Consider the following 19,821-nt stretch of genomic DNA (forward strand, 5'->3'; position numbering starts at 1 on the left):
GCACCGCATGCTTGGGCGCATTTTCACCGTTGGCGGTTACACCCTGCTTTCGCGGCTGACCGGGTTCGCGCGCGACATCATGCTTGCGGCGATCCTTGGCGCGGGTCCGGTGGCGGACGCGTTCTTCGTGGCGCTGCGGCTGCCGAATCACTTCCGCGCGATCTTTGCCGAGGGCGCCTTCAACGCCGCCTTCGTTCCGGCCTACGCCCACGTCCATGGCGAGCGCGGCGAGGCGTCGGCGCGGCTGTTCGCCGACCGCATCTTCACGCTTCTCTTCGCCTCGCAGGTAGTCCTGCTTGTCGTGGCAATGCTGTTCATGCCGCAGGCGATGAGCATCCTGGCGCCCGGCTTCACCGACGACATCGAGCAGCGCAAGCTCGCGATCGCGCTGACGCGGATCACCTTTCCCTATCTGCTCCTGATCACGCTGGTGACGCTCTATGGCGGCATGCTCAACGTGATGCACCGCTTCGCCAGCGCCGCCGCGGCGCCAATCTTTCTCAACCTGGCGATGATGATGACGTTGGCGCTGGCCGCGTTCTTCCCGAGCGCGGGTCATGCCGCGGCCTGGGGTGTGCTGATCTCGGGTTTCCTGCAGTTCTTGCTGCTGGCTGGCGACCTCGCGCGCCACGGCGGCTTGCCACGCTTTGCGCCCCTGAAGCTCGATGAGGACGTCCGCGCCTTCTTCCGCGCGCTGGGGCCGGCCACGCTGGGCTCGATGGGGACGCAGGTCGCGCTGTTCGCCGACACTATCATCGCGACCTTCCTGCCGGCCGGTGCGCTGTCGGCGCTCTATTATGCCGACCGTCTCAATCAGTTGCCGATCGGCGTCATCGGAATCGCGATCGGCACCGTGCTACTGCCGGAAATGTCGCGGCGCCTGACTGCCGACGATCACGCCGGCGCCAAGGCGGCACAACGCCGCGCCTTCGATTTCACGCTGTTGTTCTCGGTGCCGTTCGTGGCGGCGTTCCTGACGGTCGCCGACCCGATCATGCGCGCGATGTTTGCGCGCGGCGCCTTCTCCAAGGCCGACGCCGCAACAGCGGGCGCAACACTTGCCGCCTATGCGGTGGGGCTCATTCCCTTCGTGATGATCCGCAGCGCGGTCGCGACCTTCTATGCCCGCAAGGACACGGCGACACCGGTGAAGGCAGCCTTGACCGGGGTCGCGGTCAACGTCGCGCTCAAGGTCGCGCTGGTCGGCTCGCTGGCGCAGGTCGGGCTCGCGTTCGCGACCGCGATCGGGGCCTGGATCAATCTGCTGCTGGTGCTCTTTTTCGCCGTGCGCCGCGGCTTCCTCGATCTCGATCACACCCTGATCAAGTCACTTGGCAAGTTCGCGGTCTGCGGCATCCTGCTGGCGGTGAGCCTCTGGCTCACCTCGCACTTCGCCGCTGTCTGGTTCGCGCCGATGCAGATATTCCGCGACGAACTGATCTTGCTTCTGCTCGTCGCCGTCGGCCTGTTCGTCTACGGTTTCTCGGTGTTCGTGCTGTTTGGCCGCGGCTGGCTGTTCGCGCTTCGCCGCGTCTAGTTTTGCCCTGTCAAATCAACAGCATAGGGGTGAGATGCGCGATGGCGTCGCGCCCTGCGCAAAGCGGTTTGCGCTTCTCTGACAACCACGCCAATATGCGGATCAAACAAACCAAGACAATTGGAGAGACGATGGCAGCTCCCATCAAATTTGGCGTCGGTCAAAGCGTGCGCCGCAAAGAGGATGACGCCCTGATTCGCGGCAAGGGCCGTTACACCGACGACGTTGCACCGTCTCCCGCACTGCACGCGCTGGTGCTGCGCTCGCCGCATGCGCATGCGACATATACGATCGACGCGACCAAGGCCCGCGGCATGCCCGGGGTGGCGCTGATCCTGACCGCGGCCGACGTCGCCGATCTCGGCGGCCTGCCGTGCCTGTTCAACCTCGAAACCGATCCGTTCACCGCGCCACCCTATCCGATCCTCGCCAAGGACGAGGTACGCCATGTCGGCGACGCCGTTGCCTTCGTGGTCGCAGACACTCTCGATCATGCCCGCGACGCGATCGAGGCGATCGACGTCAAGTGGACGCCGATGCCTGCCGTTGCCGGGCTTATCAACGCCGTGAAGAAGGACGCACCGCAGGTCTGGCCCGACAAGCCGGGCAATGTGCTGTTCGACGTCTCGATCGGCGACAAGAAGGCGGCTGAAGAGGCCTTCGCCAAGGCCCACGCGGTCGCCGAGATCACCATCGTCAATCCTCGCGTCATCACCAATTTCATGGAGACCCGCGCGGCGGTCGCCGAATACGACGCCAAGAAGGATCATCTGACGCTGACGATTGGCAGCCAGGGCAGCCATCGCCTGCGCGAGATCCTTTGCGACATGATCCTGAAGATGCCGAAGGAGAAGATGCGGGTGATCTGCCCCGACGTCGGCGGCGGTTTCGGCACCAAGCTCTTCCCCTACCGCGAATACGCGCTGATCTCGGTCGCCGCGCGCAAGCTGAAGAAGAGCATTAAATGGACGGCCGAGCGCTCCGACCACTTCATGGGCGACGCGCAGGGCCGCGACAACCTGACCACCGCGAAGATGGCACTGGCCGCGGACGGCAAGTTCCTCGGCATGGACGTCGACCTGATGGGCGACATGGGCGCCTATCTCTCGACCTTCGCGCCCTATATCCCGCATGGGGGCGCCGGCATGCTGCCGGGCCTCTACGACATTAAGGCCTTCCATTGTCGGGTCCGCACCGTGTTCACCAACACGGTGCCGGTTGATGCCTATCGCGGTGCCGGCCGTCCCGAGGCGGCCTATGTGATCGAGCGCCTCGTTGACGCTGCGGCCCGCAAGCTCGACATGACGCCAGATGCGATCAGGCGGAAGAATTTTATTCCGCCGAAATCGCTGCCCTACAAGACCGCGACCGGCAAGGTCTACGACTCCGGTGATTTCGTCGCGCACATGAAGCGCGCGATGGAGATCGCCAACTGGAAGGAGTTTCCGAAGCGTGCCAAGGCGGCCAAGAAGGACGGGCTGGTGCGGGGCATCGGTATGGCGAGCTATGTCGAGGTCTGCGGCACCATGGGCGAGGAGACCGCCAATGTGGCGCTCGATCCCAATGGTGACATCTCCATCCTGATCGGCACGCAGTCGAGCGGGCAGGGCCACCAGACCGCGTATGCGCAGATCGTCGCCGAGCAGTTCGGCGTGCCGCCCGAGCGCGTCCATGTGCTGCAGGGCGACACCGACAGGATCGCGACCGGTCTTGGCACCGGCGGCTCGTCATCGATCCCCTCAGGCGGTGTCAGCGTCGAGCGTGCGACGCGCGACCTCGGCAACAAGCTGAAGGAGCTCGCCGCGCAGGCCCTCGAAGCCGGCGCCGGCGACCTCGAGATTGCCGACGGCCGCATCCGCATCGCCGGCACCGATCGTTCGGTCAGCTTCGCCGATCTCGCCAAGCGTCCCGGCGGCGATTCCTCGAAGATGAATGCCAGCGCGACGTTCGCGAGTGCTGACGGCACCTATCCGAACGGTACGCATCTCGCCGAGGTCGAGATCGATCCCGCAACCGGCATCATCAAGATCGTCAGCTATGTCATCGTCGACGATTTCGGCGTGACGCTCAATCCGCTGCTACTCGCCGGTCAGGTGCACGGCGGCGCGATGCAAGGCATCGGCCAGGCGTTGATGGAGCGGGCGGTCTACAGCACGACTGACGGCCAGCTCGTCACAGGCACGTTCATGGACTATGCGATGCCGCGTGCCTCCGACGGACCGTCCTTCGTGTTCGAGACCAGCAACGTTCCCTGCACGACCAATCCGCTTGGCGTGAAGGGGGCAGGCGAGGCCGGTGCGATCGGCTCATGTCCGGCGGTGGTCAATGCGATCGTCGAAGGACTGTGGCGCGAGTACAAGATCGACCACATCGACATGCCGGCAACGCCCGAGCGGGTCTGGATCGCCATCCGCGAGGCACAGCGCCAGCACAAACTCTGACAAAGCGCCGCAGGCGGAATGAACCTCTGCCTGCGGGGTTCGCGAACGAGCCGGCCTGCTAGTCCATGGGCCGGAGCAACCGAAATCGAGGAAAATTGCCGATGAAGCGGATGGTCGTCGTTGCAGCGATGCTTGTGTTCAGTGCAGCTGGTGTCGTTGCGCAGCAGGATCAGGTCAAGCAGACCCAGGCTCAGATGAAGGAAACCGGCAAGAACGCGGGCGCGCTGGGAGCGATGATCAAGGGCGAGAAGCCTTATGATCAGGCAACGGTCGACGTGGCGCTGGCGAAGTTCGAAGACACCGCCAAGAAGCTGCCGACGCTATTTCCCGAAAGCATCAAAGGCCTCAAGCCGGACGGCGATTACTCCGCCTCGCCAAAAATCTGGGAAGACAAGGCTGGGTTCGAGCAGCATATTGCGAGCTTTACCAAGTCCGTCGCCGACGCAAAGGGCAAGATCAAGGATCTCGATACCCTGAAGGCCGAACTGACTGTCATCGGCAAGCAGTGCGGCGGCTGCCACGAGACATTCCGCGTCAAGAAGAGCTGATATAGGTGATCGCGCAAAAAGGGCGGGCGCTGCGAAAGCGTCCGCCCTTTTCGTTGTGTCGGCCGTTTCTTGCTTGGATCACTTCGTGACCTGACCGCGGATCTCGCCGCCCGGATTCGCCGCGGTGTGGATGTTGACGTAATACTTGCCGGCGAGCAGATCGGCGGCCTGCGCGTCGGTCAGCGTCGCGCTGCCGTCGGCCGGGCTTGAGCCGGCGTTCGGGATCGCGACTGCGACGCCCGCGTTCTTGCCCGGTTCGGCAGGACCATGGAAGTGCGCGGCGGTGGCGGGGCCGCTCAGGCCGGAATAGGACAGCTTCCAGGTCAGCTTCTTGGTCGCGGCGTCGTAATCGACGTCGGCGGTACCGGTGGCTGCGCTGGTGGTCGGCGGCACTTCCGACTTGCCGGTCAGCGTTGCCTTCAGCTTCTCGGCGAAGGCGGGGCCGGCGAAGGCGACCGCGGCGCTCAATGTCAGCGCGGCAAGCATGGTCTTGTTGGGCATTGTGTTCTCCCTGTTGACGTCAAGCGACGGTATCAGCCTCAAAACAGCAGCCTTCCAGATTTATTCCCAAAATCGCCTCGAGCGGGCGAAATTTGATGGAAGCATATGCATCGCTCAGCGTTCATACTAGCGGTAGTTGAAGGGCCCAATGACGGATCAGTGAATGCTTCGACGAATTCTCCTGCTGGTCATTCTGGCCGGCATCGCCGGCTTCGGCGTGTACTGGTGGCTGGCGATCCCCGCGACCATTGCTGCAAGTGCACTGCCAGTCTACCAGCCTGACCTGGCCAACGGGCTCACAACGTTCAATGCGGGGGGATGTTCCTCCTGCCATGCCGTGCCGAAGCAGGACGACCGCACCAGGCTCGGCGGCGGGCTTGCGATACCGTCGCCGTTCGGCACCTTCTATGCGCCGAACATCTCGCCCGATCCGAACGACGGTATTGGCCGTTGGAGTGAGGCTGACTTCGTCACCGCGCTCATGAAGGGCACCTCCCCATCGGGGACGCACTACTTCCCCGCGTTTCCCTACACCTCGTATCAGCACGCCAAGGTCCATGACGTGCGCGACCTCTTTGCCTATCTGAAGACGTTGCCGCCCGTCGCGGGCAAGGTGCGCGACCATGACGTGCCATTCCCGTTCAACATCCGCCGCAACATCGGCGTCTGGAAATGGCTGTTCATGGACGGCAAGCCGTTCGTGGCCGATGCCGGCCGCTCGGCGCAGTGGAATCGCGGCGCCTATCTCGCCAACAGCTTCGGCCATTGCGCCGAGTGTCACAGCCCGCGGAATTTTCTCGGCGGCATCGTCAGTGCGCAACGCTTCGCCGGCGGCCCGAACCCGGAGGGCAAGGGCTGGGTGCCTAACATCACGCAAAAAGGACTTTCTGACTGGAGCGCGAAGGATATCGCCTACTTCCTTTCGACCGGGCAGACCCCGGACGGCGACAGTGCCGGTGGCTCGATGGTGCGCGTGATCCGTAACACCTCGCAGCTCTCGTCCCAGGATCTCGACGCGATCTCCGACTACATCAAGTCGCTGCCGCCGGTCGAAGGGCCGCCGAAGCCACCGAAGAAGCCTGATAAGGAGTCCTGAAGCGCGACCAATCCGGACTTTTGACCGCTCACCTCACTTCGTCCCGAACGCTTTGAAGGTGATGATGGTCAGCGTGTCCTGGATACCCGGGATCACCTGCACCTTCTCGTTGATGAAATGGCCGATGTCGGTGTCGTGGTCGACGTAGAACTTCACCAGGAGGTCGTAATTGCCTGCGGTGGAATAGATCTCGGATGCAATCTCGGCTTCCGCCAGCGCGTTGGCGACGGTGTAGGACTGGCCGAGCTTGCATTTGATCTGGACGAAGAAAGGAACCATCGCTGTGTCTCCGGGATACCGGCGACAATAGGCCAAAAACGGGGGGCCAAGGCAAGGCCAAGTCGAGATCAAGTTGAGGTAATGTCAGGCGAACTTGCTGCCAATGGACGGCCGGGCTAGGAACAGGTCATGATCCCATTCGTTTCACCCGCAGGCGCAGCAAAATGACGCCGATCGCGCTCACCATTGCCGGCTCGGATTCCTCGGGCGGCGCGGGTATCCAGGCCGACCTGAAGAGCTTTGCCGCGCTCGGCGTTTACGGCGCCTCGGCGATCACGGCGCTGACCGCGCAGAACACAACGGGGGTGAGCGGTATTCACCCTGTGCCAGCGGCATTCGTCGCCGCGCAGATCGATGCAGTGTTCTCCGATCTTGTCGTCGGTGCGGTCAAGATCGGCATGGTAACGCAGGCTGAGACGATCGCGGCGATCGCCGATGGATTGAAGCGCTGGGCACCACGCCATGTCGTGCTCGATCCCGTGATGGTCGCGACCTCGGGTGACCGCCTGCTGGCGGCAGAAGCCGTCGATGCGCTCAAGGCCATGCTGTTTCCGCGTGCGTCGCTGATCACGCCGAACCTGCCGGAAACCGCGGCGCTCCTGAACGAGCCGGTCGCAGAGAGCGAGGCCGCCGTCGAGGACCAGGGCAGGCGGCTGCTGGCGATGGGATGTCGCGCCGTGCTGGTCAAGGGGGGCCACGCGCACGGCGCTGAGAGCATCGACTATCTGATTGATGGCGAACGTACCATCGCGCTTGCTGCGCCGCGCATCGCGACAGCGAACACGCACGGCACCGGCTGCTCGCTGTCGTCGGCAATCGCGGCGGGACTAGCCAAAGGCGAGGACATGGAAACCGCCGTGCGTAACGCCAAAGCCTGGATCACGGCGGCAATTGCGGCAGCGGATCGTTTTGCCGTCGGGCGCGGCCACGGACCCGTGCATCATTTCCACAAGTACTATCCGGATTGACACGACGCTGCCGCGCTAGCCTCTAGATCCCCGCGTGCCGTCGGCCACCCCCAATCTGAGGGTGGCGAGAGGAGCGGCGTTGGTTTTCCGCAAGTCTTTCGGGACCTATTGGTGAAGCATGAAGTTGTGAAACTCCGCGAGGCGGGCATCCACGGATGCGACAACGTGGGGGAGCTCGACATGGTCGGGTGCCGGCGAGACGTGGAGGCGGTCCAGCTGCGGCATCGCCGGGTTATTGACGGGCTCAAATGTGAAATCGGCCGCGCCTGCCGATGAGCCGGCACGGTCGAACACAAAGTTGTCTCCCGCCGTCCGCGCGGCTGTCGCAGCTTGGGGGGCCGGTGTCGGCTGCGGCGTCGAAACCGAACCGAAATCAGATCCGTCCTTGGGTGGATCAATCACCAGTGTCCCGCCGCTCCCGTCGTTCGAAAGCTTGAACGTCGAGTTCGTGTAATCGCCGCTCAGCGAAAGGTTCGCAGTATGATTTTGAGCATCAAACACGGTCAGCACGCCACCGGATGTATCTCCTGAATAGGATGCGGACGTTGCACTCGTGAAAGCAATGTCCTTCAGGTCGATCTGGTTCGAGGTGGATGGGGTTCCGTTACCGCTGAGATTGATCAGGTTTCCGCTGAACTGGGAGGCGTGATCGAGCACCAGCGTGCCGGCTGTGGCGTTGAACGTGACCGCCCCGGATACGGCGCCGGTCAATTCCAACGTGGCTCCGGTCTCGATCGTGACCGGCTGGCTCATATCGGCGAGGTTCAAGACCATTTTTCCGGTGGCATCGACAACCGTCGATGGCGTGTTGATCACGCCGTCCCCGTTGAGGTCCTGGTGGAAGGCGGTCTCGACCGACTTGAGCGATGCATCGGTTCCGGACGCGCTGTTGATGATTTTGGACGCGAAGTTGCCGTTGCTGTCGGTGGACCATACCGCGTACTGCCCACTGATGGAATCCTGCCAGGCGACATCATATCCGCTTGAGGTTGCTTCCGCCGCAACCGGCGACCATGTGCCGAACTGCCCCGCCGTGACCGGCGCACCGGCATACTTCAGCTGCACCCCGGCGTCGGCGACCGACATGTAATAGTCGTCTCCGACCTGGGTAAATGACGTCGTGCCGGTCGCCTCGATCGTCGTACCGATCACCTCCGCCAGGACATTGGAGGACGGGCTTTGATTGCCGACCTCGTCGGTCGCGATGGCAGAAAGCTTGTGCAAGCCGGCCGCCAGCGCATCGGCGTTGATGCTCCACGAATCGTCGGATGCCGCGACCGTCGTGCCCAGCAAGACTGTCCCGTCATACAAATTGACGGTGCTTCCGCCTTCCGCCGAACCGGAAGCTATGATGCTGCCGGAGGCAAGCCCGGCGGAGATCAAGTTGGGAGCCAGGGGAGGCTGCGTATCGACCGTTACGTTCAACGCGGCAGAAGCTGCGCTGAGATTGCCGATGGCATCCGCAGCCTCAGCAGTGAAGAGGTGGCTGCCATCGGCCAGTGTTGCCGTCGCGAACGACCAGGCGCCGGTTGCGTCGGCGACGGCGGTCCCGATGAGGGCGGCCTGATCAAAGACTTCGACGGTGACACCTGCCTGGGCACTTCCGGTCAGGGTCAGGTGATTTGTGGCGGTGAGGTTCGAAGCGGTGACACCGCTATCATCCGAGAACGAAGCCGTCGGAGCGGCGAGCCCCGCCATGGTCATCGGCGTGTTCCAGTCGGTAACGAATGTGACGTCCGATGCGGTAAGCTGGTTCACGCCGACGAGCTGCAGCGTGTCCGTCCCACGCGCATAATGGACGGTCCAAACGTCACCGACGTTCGTCAGGTAGGCGGAAGGGTCGTAGCCCTTCAGCGAGAGCTGGTCGTGCTCGGCGCTGGTGGTGGTCAAAGGATGGAAATCGGCGATCGTGACGTTGCCGCTGCCCGGGGTGTAGACGAAGGTGTCGTTCCCCGCGCCTCCGGAGATCCAGTCGTTGCCGCCGCCGCCGTTGAGGACGTCGTCGCCGCTTGATCCCACGATGCGATTGGCCAGCTGATTGCCTGTGCCGGTGAACCCTCCCATCATCATGGTCAGGTTTTCGACGTTGTCAGGCAGGGTATAAGAGGTCGAGGCCTCGACGGTGTCGATGCCGCCGCCGGGATTCTCGATGATCTTCTGGTTCGGGTTGTTGACGACATAGGTGTCATCACCGCTCCATCCGATCATCGTGTCGTCGTAGTTGAACGCCGTAATCTTGTCATTGGCCGACGTGCCATAGATCGTGTGGCTGGCGGCGCTCCCGTTGATGAAGGATGCGCCGATCGGGCCGCCGACCGGGAGCGAATCGGGAAGCTGGAAATCATCCGTGGTGAACGACGAGATCGTGGTGTTGCGCAAGACCAGCGTATCCTGGCTCGTCAGCGCCAGATAGACATCGTTCCCAACCTGGGTCATCGCCGCCTGGATGTCGCTGAACGAGGTGAAGGCGTAGCCGTTCAGCTGGATGACGTCGTGCCCGGCTCCCGAGCCCGGCGTGAAATCGGTGATGATGTCCGAGCCGTCGCCGGCATTAAATACGAACGTATCCGCGCCGCCACCGCCGGTCAGTATGTCATTGCCGCGCCAGCCGGTGATGACGTTCGCAGCATCATTGCCGATGATGATGTTCGGCGCCCAGTTGCCGGTGGCGTTGATGGCGGCTGAGCCGGTGAGGGTCAGGTTCTCGACATAGCTGGGAAGGCTGTAGGTGACGGACGACTTGATAGTGTCGATGCCGCCGCCCGCGGCTTCGACCACCTTGGCGTTCGGGTCGGAGACGATATAGGTGTCGTCGCCGGCGCCGCCGCTCATGGTGTCGGCGCCTCCCGCTCCGTCGATCAAATCGTTGCCCGACGTGCCGGTCAGGGTATCGGCCCCTGCGGTCCCTGTGATCGTTTTGGTCGGCGCTCCGCTCGTGAGCAACGTGTAGTTCGCGAGCGTGTATTCTGGCAGCTGATATGCGGTAATGGAATCGATTGACACACTCGCCGTCGCGTCGGGGGCGGCATTGGTGGCCCAGTCGCCTCCCATGGCAAGGTTGGCGATCATGTACATCGGCGTGTTCATGTCGGAGGGAGTAGGCACCTGCCCCACCTCCGCATCATCCACGAAATAGGTCAGCGTGTACGGCGTCCACTCGACCCCGAAGGTATGCTGTCCAGCGGTCAGATCGGCGGTATTCGCCCAGTATCCCTGATCATAGGTGGTCGAGGATCGGAACCCCCAATGCGACTGGTCGGGATGGGTGCCGAACGCTTCGAGCACATCGAGTTCTGTGGCAAGATTGTGTGGATCGGTCGGCAGCATCCAGAAGGCAGGCCATGCGCCGGGCGTGCCGGACAGTGTGGCCGTCATTTGAAAATAGCCGTAGGTCTGGGCGAAGCTGTTCTGGGTCGAGATCATACCCGACGAGAACTGGTGGCCGCCGACATAGGGTGCATCGCTTGCCGGCAGTGGCTGCGCGGTGATGACGAGATGACCGTCCTGGATCGAGAATGGGTTGAGGCCGAGCGGTGCTGATGCCTGGCTTCCCGGCAGTCCCGCAAGGCTTCCCGGCAGTCCCGAAAAACTCGGGTCGACATAGACCTGTTGCTCGCCTGAGAGCGAGTAACCGTCCGGGCCGCCCCAGGCATAGCTCGTACGCCAAGTCAGATGCGGGTCCTGGCCCGCCGAGAGTGTGTTGAAATCATCGTTGAAGGTCTGCACCATGTCAGTCGGCGGCGTGACGATATTGACGTTGGCCGTGGTGAAATCCCCGACCTTGGTATTATTCATCCTGATGGTTTCGCCACTGCTGAGGGTGAGCACGGTATCAGTGCCGACCTGTTTCATAGCCGCGGTGACGTCGGACAGACTGTGGAAGCCGGTGCCGTTGAGTTGCAAGATGTCGCCGTCGGTGCCAGTCTTGAAATCGGTAATGACATCGTTGCCGTTGCCGGCGGCGATGACAAAGGTGTCGATGCCCGCGCCACCGCTGAGCACGTCATTGCCCTTGCCGCCGTCGATGATGTTGTTGCCGGCATTGCCGATAATGATGTTGTCGAGATCGTTGCCGGTGGCGGGCGAAGCGTAGTTGCCCACCAAGATCAGGTTCTCGACATTCGGCGCATTGACGAGGCTGTAGCCGTCGACCGTCTTGTCGTTGACCGCCTCGTAGTTGATGGTATCGATGCCCTGGCCGGGCTGTTCGACAACCTTGGTGTTGTGGTCGTACACGAAGTAGCTGTCGTCGCCCACGCCTCCAATCAGGGTGACCCCGGTTCCAAGCGCCTTCAGGGAGTCGTTCGCCGCACTGCCGGTCAGCGTGCCGCCGGCCTGCACCGAGAGCGCCGCCGTGTTCGGTGGGGCGCTTCCCTGAAGAGGATTGTCAAGGACGACATTGGAGGCGACCAGGGAGGAGAGTGCGACGCTCTGCAACGTCAGGGTTTCGGTGCTCGACAGAGTAACGATCGTGTCGGCGCCTACCTGCTTGGCTGCGGCGACGAACGAGGCGAAGTTCGCAAACCCGTAGTTCTGAACGCGCAGGATGTCACCGCCGGCGCCGGCCTGAAAGTCGCCGATCGTGTCGGAACCGTAGCCCTTCGAAATTGCGAAGACGTCGCTGCCAGCTCCACCCATGAGAAGATCGTTTCCAGTGCCTCCGAAGAGAACGTCTGATCCGGAAGTTCCAACGATGACGCTCGCGTAGTTTGAGTTCATTGCCATGATAGGTTGTGCTCTTAGTGAGGTTGTGCGCCTAATAGAACACATCCAGTACGACGGAGTTCAGGCGAGTTTACGAACTTTGGCAAAAATCGAAGTATCAGTCGGGACGCACTCGCGTGCCATGAATTATGCATCTGTTCCTCGAAGGGAACAGCGGACAAACCTACAATCAGCTCTGAAGTCACGCTCTCAGCGCTGATTTACCGTGCAATACTGCGAGTAAAAAATGATCAGGCTGCGTCGATGAGCCGTGATGGAACCTTCGCGCTCATAATGTGTGCTGAATTGTCGCGCGACGACAATTTTAACGTGTGTAGCCGCGAACGGCGGGCACGCGAAGTTCCGCGACAAGGCGTTATTGGAGTCCGCGAGTAGACTCGCCGGTGCTCACTCCGCGCAAACCTGGCCGGCCTTTGCTGCCGGATTGTGCGTCTCCAATGGAACGAGGATGGCGAAAGGACGTGCTGTGGTGCCGATTGATGTATGGTCGGTCACTCCAATAGTGGCGAGAGGATGCATCCTGAGTCCCTGCGTTGCCGGCGATATCCGCAAACGCAGTGGTCGCCTCGCAAGCATCCATTTCTGAGAAAACGATAGGACGACGAGGAGGTAGGGAGAAGGCCGCCAGCGTAACGCTCGACCTTTACGAGCCCTCAAAAATGGGAACGATTCGAGCATGTCGATAATGCGCAAGATTTTGATTGGTGTGGGAGTCGTGGTCGCCATTGGAGCCGTCGCTGACACGACCGTTTACTATTTCACCAAGGGCATAGCCGAGTCAGCCACCAACTTCTTCGCAACTATTGCCTCAGACGGACCGGAAGCGGCCTACCGCAGTGCTTCGCCGGCATTCCAACAGGCCATGAGTGAAAGTGACTTTACTGCGCTCGCAAACCGGGCAGGCCTGACGCGATACATGAGTGCATCATGGCCCGAGCGCAAGGTCGAGAACGGCCAGGGCAGCGTCTCCGGCACGCTCACGCTGGACAATGACGTAGCTCTGTCGCCAAGGTGCAACTGACCAGGAATGGTCGGGGTAAGTGGCAGGTGTTCAATTTCAATTTGCAGATGCCCGGCGCTGGAGCAGTTCAACAGCCGTTACCTCGACCGGCCCCGAGCCCGCAGTCTCAAGGCCAACCGCCCAAGATCGTATCGACCACCGGCGCAGGCGACGAGATATCGGCACAAATTGGAGACAAGCCATGGTCAGCGAGCAGAACGTCATTGATCGTTCTGAAGCTGGGTAACGCCGTGCTCGTGAACACGGCTCCGATCGTCAAAGCCGCCCATACAATCGATATGACCTCTCCTCGATTGCAGTTTGATGGCAGCGCGACCGGAACGCAGAAACTCACTCGCAATTGCCAACAAAATGCCCCATGCCTCGAATTCAACGCCGCCGGTAATCACTACAAGATTGACGAAGGCGAGAACGCACAGGCCACACTGACCATCACGAAGATGGATGCCGACAGAATCGAAGGCGACTTTTCGGCCGACATCATTGCCCTTGAGGGCAAGCTCGCGATTCAGAAAGGCCACTTTGCCGTCACCGTGAAGTGACGAGAAATCATCGCGCGATCAAGTCCCATCGCAATGTAGAGGGCACATCCAGCGAAACTTCACTACATTACATTCTTGCTGGCCTCCTGCAGATTGCTGTCCGGTTCGCCTCTGCGCAATCGGACAATCAGATTGCGGCATGCGTCGATCGCTCGAACGGCGTGTCAACTAAAATGCCCGATGCGAAAAATCGAGATCGACGAGTGGAATGCCCGGCTGAACGCCGCATATCAGACACCGCTGCATCGAGAAGACGGGGGCAGGGCGTCCGAGGCTGCAGAAGGCCTGGCTCCATCATCACGTGAGCGAAACGCTCCGTCTTGCAAGCGAGCCCGACACCGAATCTGACACCTTTATGATCTGGCGGGCTCATCCCCATCCCTGCGGGCCTGATTCTCAAGGCCTACCGGATTCATCAGGCCTGTATTTTTATTGGGCTCCTGTTGATGGCTTATGGATTGCTGGCGATCGTTGCATGGCAACGCCTGAGACGCGGATCGTTGATCTCGAAGGCACCGTGGCGCGAAGCTAAGTTTCGGCGGCGTGCATGCGGCCCGTCTGGATCGGACGGCAGCGAGCAGCGAAAGCACCGATCTCTGGCCGCAGAAGATCGCGGTGATCTTGAACTCTTCGACGGGGGCGTTCCGTGCGCATTAGCGGTCCTACCCTCAGAAGAGGGCAAGGTGTTCGCGAGAATTGAGGAACTCTTCGTTGCATTAGCCGTTAAGTTATCCGGTTGATCGATGTGGTTCTCGCGCCATCCAGCGCCGATACGACGAGCGCCGAAAGCGACGAGTGCTGATGAGCGACCAGGGTCCGACGGGACCCAGTGTCCAAACAGCGAGTGTCCTTAGGCCAGGGTCCAAAGGCCAGTGCAAATGCGGGCGGTCGACGCTGCGGCAGCTAGCCAGTCTGCTTGCAGTTCCAACTGGCATGAGGGATCACTGGGGACAGCTCCGGTGATCCCTTTGCTGCTTGCATATGCCTAACTGACCCTTGATGTATGGTCCGGCGGACAGACATCTGGCGTGTCCTTTTTTCGATCGGCGTGACCGCAGCGGTGGGCGTCAGCGTTTTTCCGATCCGGCCCCATTTGCACAGGCGGTGCACCTCAGAACGAGAACGAAGAGTGTGACGGGACACCCCTTGGCGGAGGTGATCATTGAAGATCGCGAGCAACGGAACATTCGGTGAGTGAGTTCCAGCCGGAAATGTGCAACTCGCAAGCAATCCGCGAATCGAAGGGGCCGCGCGGCAGCCGCACCTTCGTCGAAACATCTTCTTCCGAGTAACTTCTAGGAATGAGATCTAGCCCGCGGAATGAGGCAATCTGTCGCCTGTCGCGGGCCAAGTGGATTTCGGATCAATACCGACGTGATACTGACCAATGCAGGGAGGCTGCCCTATGTTATCAGGACATGAGCCAAGCTGCCCACGATGACGGTCAACCGGATCAGTGATGGCCTAAGGTAGAGAAGATCACGGTTCATCCGTCGAACGTGTGTGGTCTCCTCATTGCATGTCATCATGCTTTGCAGTTGGTCTTGGTTGGTGGTTCGTGCGAACCGGTTGCGTCCTGCTGTGATGGGCTTTTGAGCGACATCCGCCCTCCAACGGTTTTGGCGCGCCGCCCGATGCGGGTGTCTTGGATAGCGGCACGGCATTGTCAGACGAAGTGCGCAAACAGCCGACGAGATCGGCGCGTTGTTCGGGGTTCACGATCCACCGACTCTGTTTTTCCGGGTCATGCTCTGGGTGCGGAACACGTCCACGAGAGGTTTGGGACCAAGGTCGGGCACGCGCGTTATCGAATATCCCTTCTCAGCCGGGGATTTCGGTATGGTGAGGCGCATGGCCATCATGCTCGTTCTCGTGGGCGTCGCCTTCGCGGCGATCTTTGGCTTTGAGGCCTTCAAGGCGCGGATGATCCAAAAGGCGATTGCGGGCCTGCGGAATCCTCCGCAAACCGTGTCCACCATCACCGCCGCTACGCAACCATGGCAGAAGCGCCTCGAGGCCGTCGGCAGCGCGAGGGCGGAGAAGGGCGCCGATCTCAGTGCGCAGGTTTCCGGCATCGTCAAGGCGATCCACTTCAAATCTGGCGCGAAGGTCGAGCAGGGAACGCTGCTTGTCGAACTGGAGGCTGCCGACGATATTGCGCATCTCGAGTCCCTTAAGGCGATGCAAGCGCTCGCGCAACTTAACTATGATCGCGACACCCACCTGCGGCAGACTGATGCGGTCAGTCAACAGACAGCTGATACAGATCTTGCAACATTGAAGAGCGACCAGGCGCAGGTTGCTCAGCAGCAGGCGCTGGTCGGATATAAATCGATCACGGCTCCGTTTTCGGGCCAGCTCGGTATCAGACAGGTCGATCTCGGCCAGTATATCGCGCCTGGCACTCCGATCGTGACACTGCAGCAGCTTGATCCGATCTTCATCGATTTGTATCTGCCGCAGCAGGCGCTCGCACAGATCAAGGTCGGGCAGGAGGTCTCCGCCAAGGTCGATACCTACCCCGATCAAAAATTCACTGGAAGGATTTTGGCGATCAATCCGCTCGTCAACGCGGCGAGCCGCAACGTCCAAGTCCGGGCGACATTCGACAATCCCGATGAGAAGCTGCGGCCAGGCATGTTTGCGACCGTCGATATCGACGTCGGCTCAGTGCAGCACTACGTGACGCTGCCGAAGACGGCGATCTACTACAATTCCTACGGCGATATCGCCTACCTGATCAAAGAGGGCCACGAGGGTAAGGGAGAAAGCAAGGGCGGCGAGAAGCAGTATGTCGCCGAACAGGTGTTCGTGAAAACAGGCGACGCGCGGGGCGACCAGGTAGCGGTCCTGGATGGGGTCAAGCCTGGCGATGTCGTGGTGAGCTCGGGGCAGAACAAGCTCCACAACGGCTCGCCCGTGCTGATAGACAACAAGACCCCAATTCCGTTCAGCGCCAATCCGCAAGTTTCCGAAGAATGAAGCTCGCTCATGCATTTCACCGATCTCTTCATTCGCCGGCCCGTCCTCGCCACCGTCGTCAACCTGATGATCCTGGCGCTCGGCCTGCGTGCCATGGGCTCGCTGCCGGTCCTGCAATATCCGCGGACGCAGAACGCAGTGGTGACTATCACCACGACCTATTACGGCGCCGACCCCGACGTCATCGCTGGGTTCATCAGCACGCCGCTCGAGACCGCTATCGCGCAAGCGAACGGCATCGATTACATGAGCTCGCAAAGCGCCAACGGCACCAGCACCATCACCATTTATCTGCGTTTGAACTACGACGTCGACAAGGCGCTGACCGAGATCAACACCAAGGTCTCATCGGTGCTCAACCAATTGCCGTCCGGAACGCAGCAGCCTGTGCTGACGGTCCAGATCGGCCAGACCATCGACGCGATGTATCTCGGCTTCGACAGCGACGTGCTGGCGCGCAATCAGATCACCGACTATCTCACCCGGGTCGTGCAGCCGAAACTGCAGGCGGTCCCGGGCGTGCAGACGGCGGAAATTCTCGGGATGCAGAATTTCGCGCTGCGGGCGTGGCTCGATCCGCAGAAACTGGCGGCCTACGGCCTCACGGCCGCTGACGTCTCGGCTGCGCTTACGCAGAACAACTACATTTCAGGACTCGGTACCACCAAGGGTCAGATGATCGAGGTCAACCTGACCGCCTCGACCGGCCTGCACACTGAACGCGAATTCGCCAATCTGATTGTCAAGCAAACCGGCGGAGCGATCGTGCGCCTGAAGGATGTCGCTAACGTCTCGCTTGGAGCTGATGATTACGAGACCCAGGTCGCCTTCGACGGCAAACCGGCCGTCTATATCGGCATCCAGGTGGCGCCGGCGGCCAATCTGCTCGATGTGATCGCCGGCGTGCACAAGATCTTTCCGGCCATCCATGCGGCGTTGCCGAACGGTCTTCACGGCCAGATCGTCTATGATTCGACGGATTTTGTGCACGCGGCCATCCGCGACGTTGCGCGGACGCTGATCGAAGCCCTCTTGATCGTCAACCTTGTCGTGTTCCTGTTTCTCGGTTCGGTGCGATCGGTGGTGATCCCGATGGTCGCGATCCCGCTGTCCCTGGTCGGCGCCTTCACGATGATGCTTGCGTTCGGCTTCTCGATCAATCTCCTGACCTTGCTGGCGCTGGTGCTGGCGATCGGGCTTGTCGTGGACGACGCCATCATCGTCGTCGAGAACGTCAACCGTCATCTCGAGCAAGGCAAAGCGCCGTTTGCCGCGGCGATAGAAGCAGCCGGCGAACTCGGCCGCCCGATTGTCGCCATGACCGTCGTCCTGATCGCGGTCTATGTGCCGATCGCCTTTCAGGGCGGCTTGACCGGCGCGTTGTTCACGGAGTTCGCATTCACCCTGGTCGGGACTGTGACCATATCGGCGGTCGTGGCGCTGACCCTGTCGCCGATGATGAGCTCGCGCCTGCTCAAGCCGTCGAGTGCGACACAGGGCTGGCAGCAACGCCTGACCGCCTCGATCGATCGCGGCTTCGAGGCCATCCGGGTCTTTTATCTTAGACGGTTGCACAACAGCCTCGATTTTCTCCCCGTGACCGCGGTCTTTGCGCTGCTGGTGCTGTCCAGCATCTATTTCCTTTACACGAGCGCGAAGAGCGAACTTGCACCGCAGGAGGATCAGGGTGTCGTCATCGCATCATCGACGCTGGCGCCGGATGCCACCTTGCAGCAAAAGGTGCTTTACGCAAAGCAGGTCTACCAGATCATGAAGAGCTATCCGGAGACGGGTCACGTGTTCCAGATCAACTCGCCGCAGCGGGTGGTCGCCGGCATGGTGCTCACGCCCTGGGACGAGCGCGCGCGAACCAGCAACCAGCTCCAACCGATCGCTCAGCAGCAACTCGACAAGGTCGTCGGCGCGCGAATTGCTGCGTTTCAGCTGCCGCCGCTGCCCGGCAGCCAGGGCTTGCCGGTGCAGTTCGTCATCAAGACCACCGATTCCTTCGGCAAGCTCAACGATGCGGCCCAGCAGTTTCTCAAGGCTGCGATCGGCAGCGGGATGTTCATCTTTCTCGATACGGATTTGAAGATCGACAGCCCCGAGTCGGTGGTTGAAATCGATCGCGACAAGGCCTCGCAGCTCGGGCTCAAGATGAGTGACGTCGGCAGCGCCATGGCCGGGATGCTGGGCGGCGGCTATGTCAACTATTTCAGCCTTGATCAGCGCTCGTACAAGGTGATCCCCCAGGTGCAGCGGCGCTTCCGTCTGAACACGAATCAACTGCTCAACTACTATGTGGCAAACGTTTCCGGCACCCCTGTGCCCCTGTCGACGATTGCGCGGATCACGACCAAGACGGTGCCGGAAACGCTCAATCATTTTCAGCAGCTCAACAGCGCCACGATCCAGGGTGTTGCGGCACCGGGCGTGGCGCAAGCCGACGCGCTGGAGTTTCTCAAAAACCTTGCCGCCAAGACGCTGCCTCCGGGCTATACCGTGGACTACAGCGGGTTGTCCCGGCAATACATTCAGGAATCCTCTGGTTTCGTCGAGACCTTCGGATTTGCGCTGGTCATCATCTTCCTGGCGTTGGCGGCCCTGTTCGAGAGTTTCCGCGATCCATGCATTATCCTGGTCTCGGTACCGATGTCGATCGCCGGCGCGCTGATCTTCGTGAGCCTCGGCATCGGCGGGGCATCGCTGAACATCTATACTGACGTTGGCCTGGTGACGTTGATGGGCCTCATCAGCAAGCATGCGATTCTGATTGTCGAATTTGCCAATGATCTGCAGCGCAGCGGCATCTCCAAGCGTGAGGCGATCGAGCAGGCTGCCGGAATCCGGCTGCGTCCGATACTGATGACGACGGCGGCGATGGTACTTGGCGTTGTGCCGCTGATCGTCGCCAGCGGCGCCGGCGCCGTGTCTCGCTTCAACATGGGACTCGTGATCGCGAGCGGCCTTTCGATCGGGACGCTGTTTACACTGTTTGTGGTTCCCGCGGTCTACCTACTGATCGCAGCCGATCATTCCTGCCAGGCCGAGCCGGGCGCCTCCCGGTCCGCTCCATCAACTGATGCGATAGGGAGGACCTGAGGCGGCGATGGAGAATTTCGACCGCGGTACGCCCAGGATCGACAGCACAAGTGTGCGCCTGCAGGCGAGCGAGGGCCGC

General features: G+C 61.3%; 12 protein-coding genes and 1 pseudogene. 9 read left to right on the forward strand and 4 right to left on the reverse strand.

Features of this window, described 5'->3' with window-relative positions; all coding sequences use genetic code 11:
- Nucleotides 1-7: 7 nt before the first annotated feature.
- The 3 genes from murJ to AS156_RS06910 all read left to right on the forward strand — a co-directional run bounded on the left by murJ (nucleotide 8) and on the right by AS156_RS06910 (nucleotide 4,526).
- Nucleotides 8-1,537 (forward strand): murein biosynthesis integral membrane protein MurJ, encoded by a 1,530-nt coding sequence (murJ, locus tag AS156_RS06900; protein ID WP_066501739.1) that lies wholly within the window; start codon nucleotides 8-10, stop codon nucleotides 1,535-1,537.
- Nucleotides 1,538-1,668: 131 nt separating this feature from the next.
- Nucleotides 1,669-3,978: a xanthine dehydrogenase family protein molybdopterin-binding subunit gene (locus AS156_RS06905; RefSeq protein ID WP_066501844.1), complete on the forward strand. Its 2,310-nt coding sequence runs from the start codon at nucleotides 1,669-1,671 to the stop codon at nucleotides 3,976-3,978.
- Between the two features lie 101 nt (nucleotides 3,979-4,079).
- Nucleotides 4,080-4,526, forward strand: coding sequence for a c-type cytochrome (locus AS156_RS06910; RefSeq protein WP_066501742.1), 447 nt, complete (start codon nucleotides 4,080-4,082; stop codon nucleotides 4,524-4,526).
- Nucleotides 4,527-4,604: 78 nt separating this feature from the next.
- Here AS156_RS06910 and AS156_RS06915 read toward each other — a convergent pair whose 3' ends face one another.
- Nucleotides 4,605-5,027, reverse strand: a complete 423-nt coding sequence (locus tag AS156_RS06915; protein ID WP_066501744.1) for a CHRD domain-containing protein — start codon at nucleotides 5,025-5,027, stop codon at nucleotides 4,605-4,607.
- Nucleotides 5,028-5,190: 163 nt separating this feature from the next.
- Here AS156_RS06915 and AS156_RS06920 point away from each other — a divergent pair, with 163 nt between their 5' ends.
- Complete coding sequence (locus AS156_RS06920; protein WP_066501745.1) at nucleotides 5,191-6,123, forward strand: c-type cytochrome; 933 nt, start codon at nucleotides 5,191-5,193, stop codon at nucleotides 6,121-6,123.
- Nucleotides 6,124-6,156: 33 nt separating this feature from the next.
- Here the strand turns inward: AS156_RS06920 and AS156_RS06925 are convergent, their stop codons facing one another.
- Nucleotides 6,157-6,402 (reverse strand): Lrp/AsnC ligand binding domain-containing protein, encoded by a 246-nt coding sequence (locus AS156_RS06925; RefSeq protein ID WP_066501746.1) that lies wholly within the window; start codon nucleotides 6,400-6,402, stop codon nucleotides 6,157-6,159.
- Nucleotides 6,403-6,566: 164 nt separating this feature from the next.
- Here AS156_RS06925 and thiD point away from each other — a divergent pair, with 164 nt between their 5' ends.
- Complete coding sequence (gene thiD / locus AS156_RS06930; RefSeq protein WP_066501748.1) at nucleotides 6,567-7,370, forward strand: bifunctional hydroxymethylpyrimidine kinase/phosphomethylpyrimidine kinase; 804 nt, start codon at nucleotides 6,567-6,569, stop codon at nucleotides 7,368-7,370.
- Nucleotides 7,371-7,475: 105 nt separating this feature from the next.
- On the opposite strand, the gene AS156_RS06935 is transcribed toward thiD, so the two are convergent.
- Together AS156_RS06935 and AS156_RS45930 are read right to left on the reverse strand one after the other, a co-directional pair.
- Nucleotides 7,476-11,711, reverse strand: coding sequence for an Ig-like domain-containing protein (locus AS156_RS06935; protein ID WP_245312576.1), 4,236 nt, complete (start codon nucleotides 11,709-11,711; stop codon nucleotides 7,476-7,478).
- Between the two features lie 285 nt (nucleotides 11,712-11,996).
- Nucleotides 11,997-12,140: pseudogene (locus tag AS156_RS45930) on the reverse strand (hypothetical protein); the annotation flags it as partial.
- Between the two features lie 640 nt (nucleotides 12,141-12,780).
- On the opposite strand from AS156_RS45930, the gene AS156_RS06940 reads away from it, so the two are divergent.
- From AS156_RS06940 to AS156_RS06955, 4 genes are all read left to right on the forward strand, one after another.
- A complete protein-coding gene (locus AS156_RS06940) occupies nucleotides 12,781-13,116 on the forward strand; it encodes a hypothetical protein (protein WP_136626060.1) in 336 nt (111 codons plus the stop codon).
- Between the two features lie 203 nt (nucleotides 13,117-13,319).
- Nucleotides 13,320-13,658, forward strand: coding sequence for a hypothetical protein (locus AS156_RS06945; protein WP_066501760.1), 339 nt, complete (start codon nucleotides 13,320-13,322; stop codon nucleotides 13,656-13,658).
- Nucleotides 13,659-15,362: 1,704 nt separating this feature from the next.
- On the forward strand, nucleotides 15,363-16,640 hold the full coding sequence (locus tag AS156_RS06950; protein WP_347336614.1) for an efflux RND transporter periplasmic adaptor subunit: 1,278 nt from the start codon (nucleotides 15,363-15,365) through the stop codon (nucleotides 16,638-16,640).
- Between the two features lie 9 nt (nucleotides 16,641-16,649).
- Nucleotides 16,650-19,742: an efflux RND transporter permease subunit gene (locus AS156_RS06955; RefSeq protein ID WP_066501764.1), complete on the forward strand. Its 3,093-nt coding sequence runs from the start codon at nucleotides 16,650-16,652 to the stop codon at nucleotides 19,740-19,742.
- Nucleotides 19,743-19,821: the final 79 nt, after the last annotated feature.

The organism is Bradyrhizobium macuxiense, from assembly GCF_001542415.1.
Classification (GTDB): Bacteria; Pseudomonadota; Alphaproteobacteria; order Rhizobiales; family Xanthobacteraceae; genus Bradyrhizobium; species Bradyrhizobium macuxiense.

Coding starts and splice junctions, on each gene's coding strand:
- murJ (WP_066501739.1), top strand. CDS start 8: ATGCTTGGGCGCATTTTCACCGTTGGCGGTTACACCCTGCTTTCGCGG.
- AS156_RS06905 (WP_066501844.1), top strand. CDS start 1,669: ATGGCAGCTCCCATCAAATTTGGCGTCGGTCAAAGCGTGCGCCGCAAA.
- AS156_RS06910 (WP_066501742.1), top strand. CDS start 4,080: ATGAAGCGGATGGTCGTCGTTGCAGCGATGCTTGTGTTCAGTGCAGCT.
- AS156_RS06915 (WP_066501744.1), bottom strand. CDS start 5,027: ATGCCCAACAAGACCATGCTTGCCGCGCTGACATTGAGCGCCGCGGTC.
- AS156_RS06920 (WP_066501745.1), top strand. CDS start 5,191: ATGCTTCGACGAATTCTCCTGCTGGTCATTCTGGCCGGCATCGCCGGC.
- AS156_RS06925 (WP_066501746.1), bottom strand. CDS start 6,402: ATGGTTCCTTTCTTCGTCCAGATCAAATGCAAGCTCGGCCAGTCCTAC.
- thiD (WP_066501748.1), top strand. CDS start 6,567: ATGACGCCGATCGCGCTCACCATTGCCGGCTCGGATTCCTCGGGCGGC.
- AS156_RS06940 (WP_136626060.1), top strand. CDS start 12,781: ATGCGCAAGATTTTGATTGGTGTGGGAGTCGTGGTCGCCATTGGAGCC.
- AS156_RS06955 (WP_066501764.1), top strand. CDS start 16,650: ATGCATTTCACCGATCTCTTCATTCGCCGGCCCGTCCTCGCCACCGTC.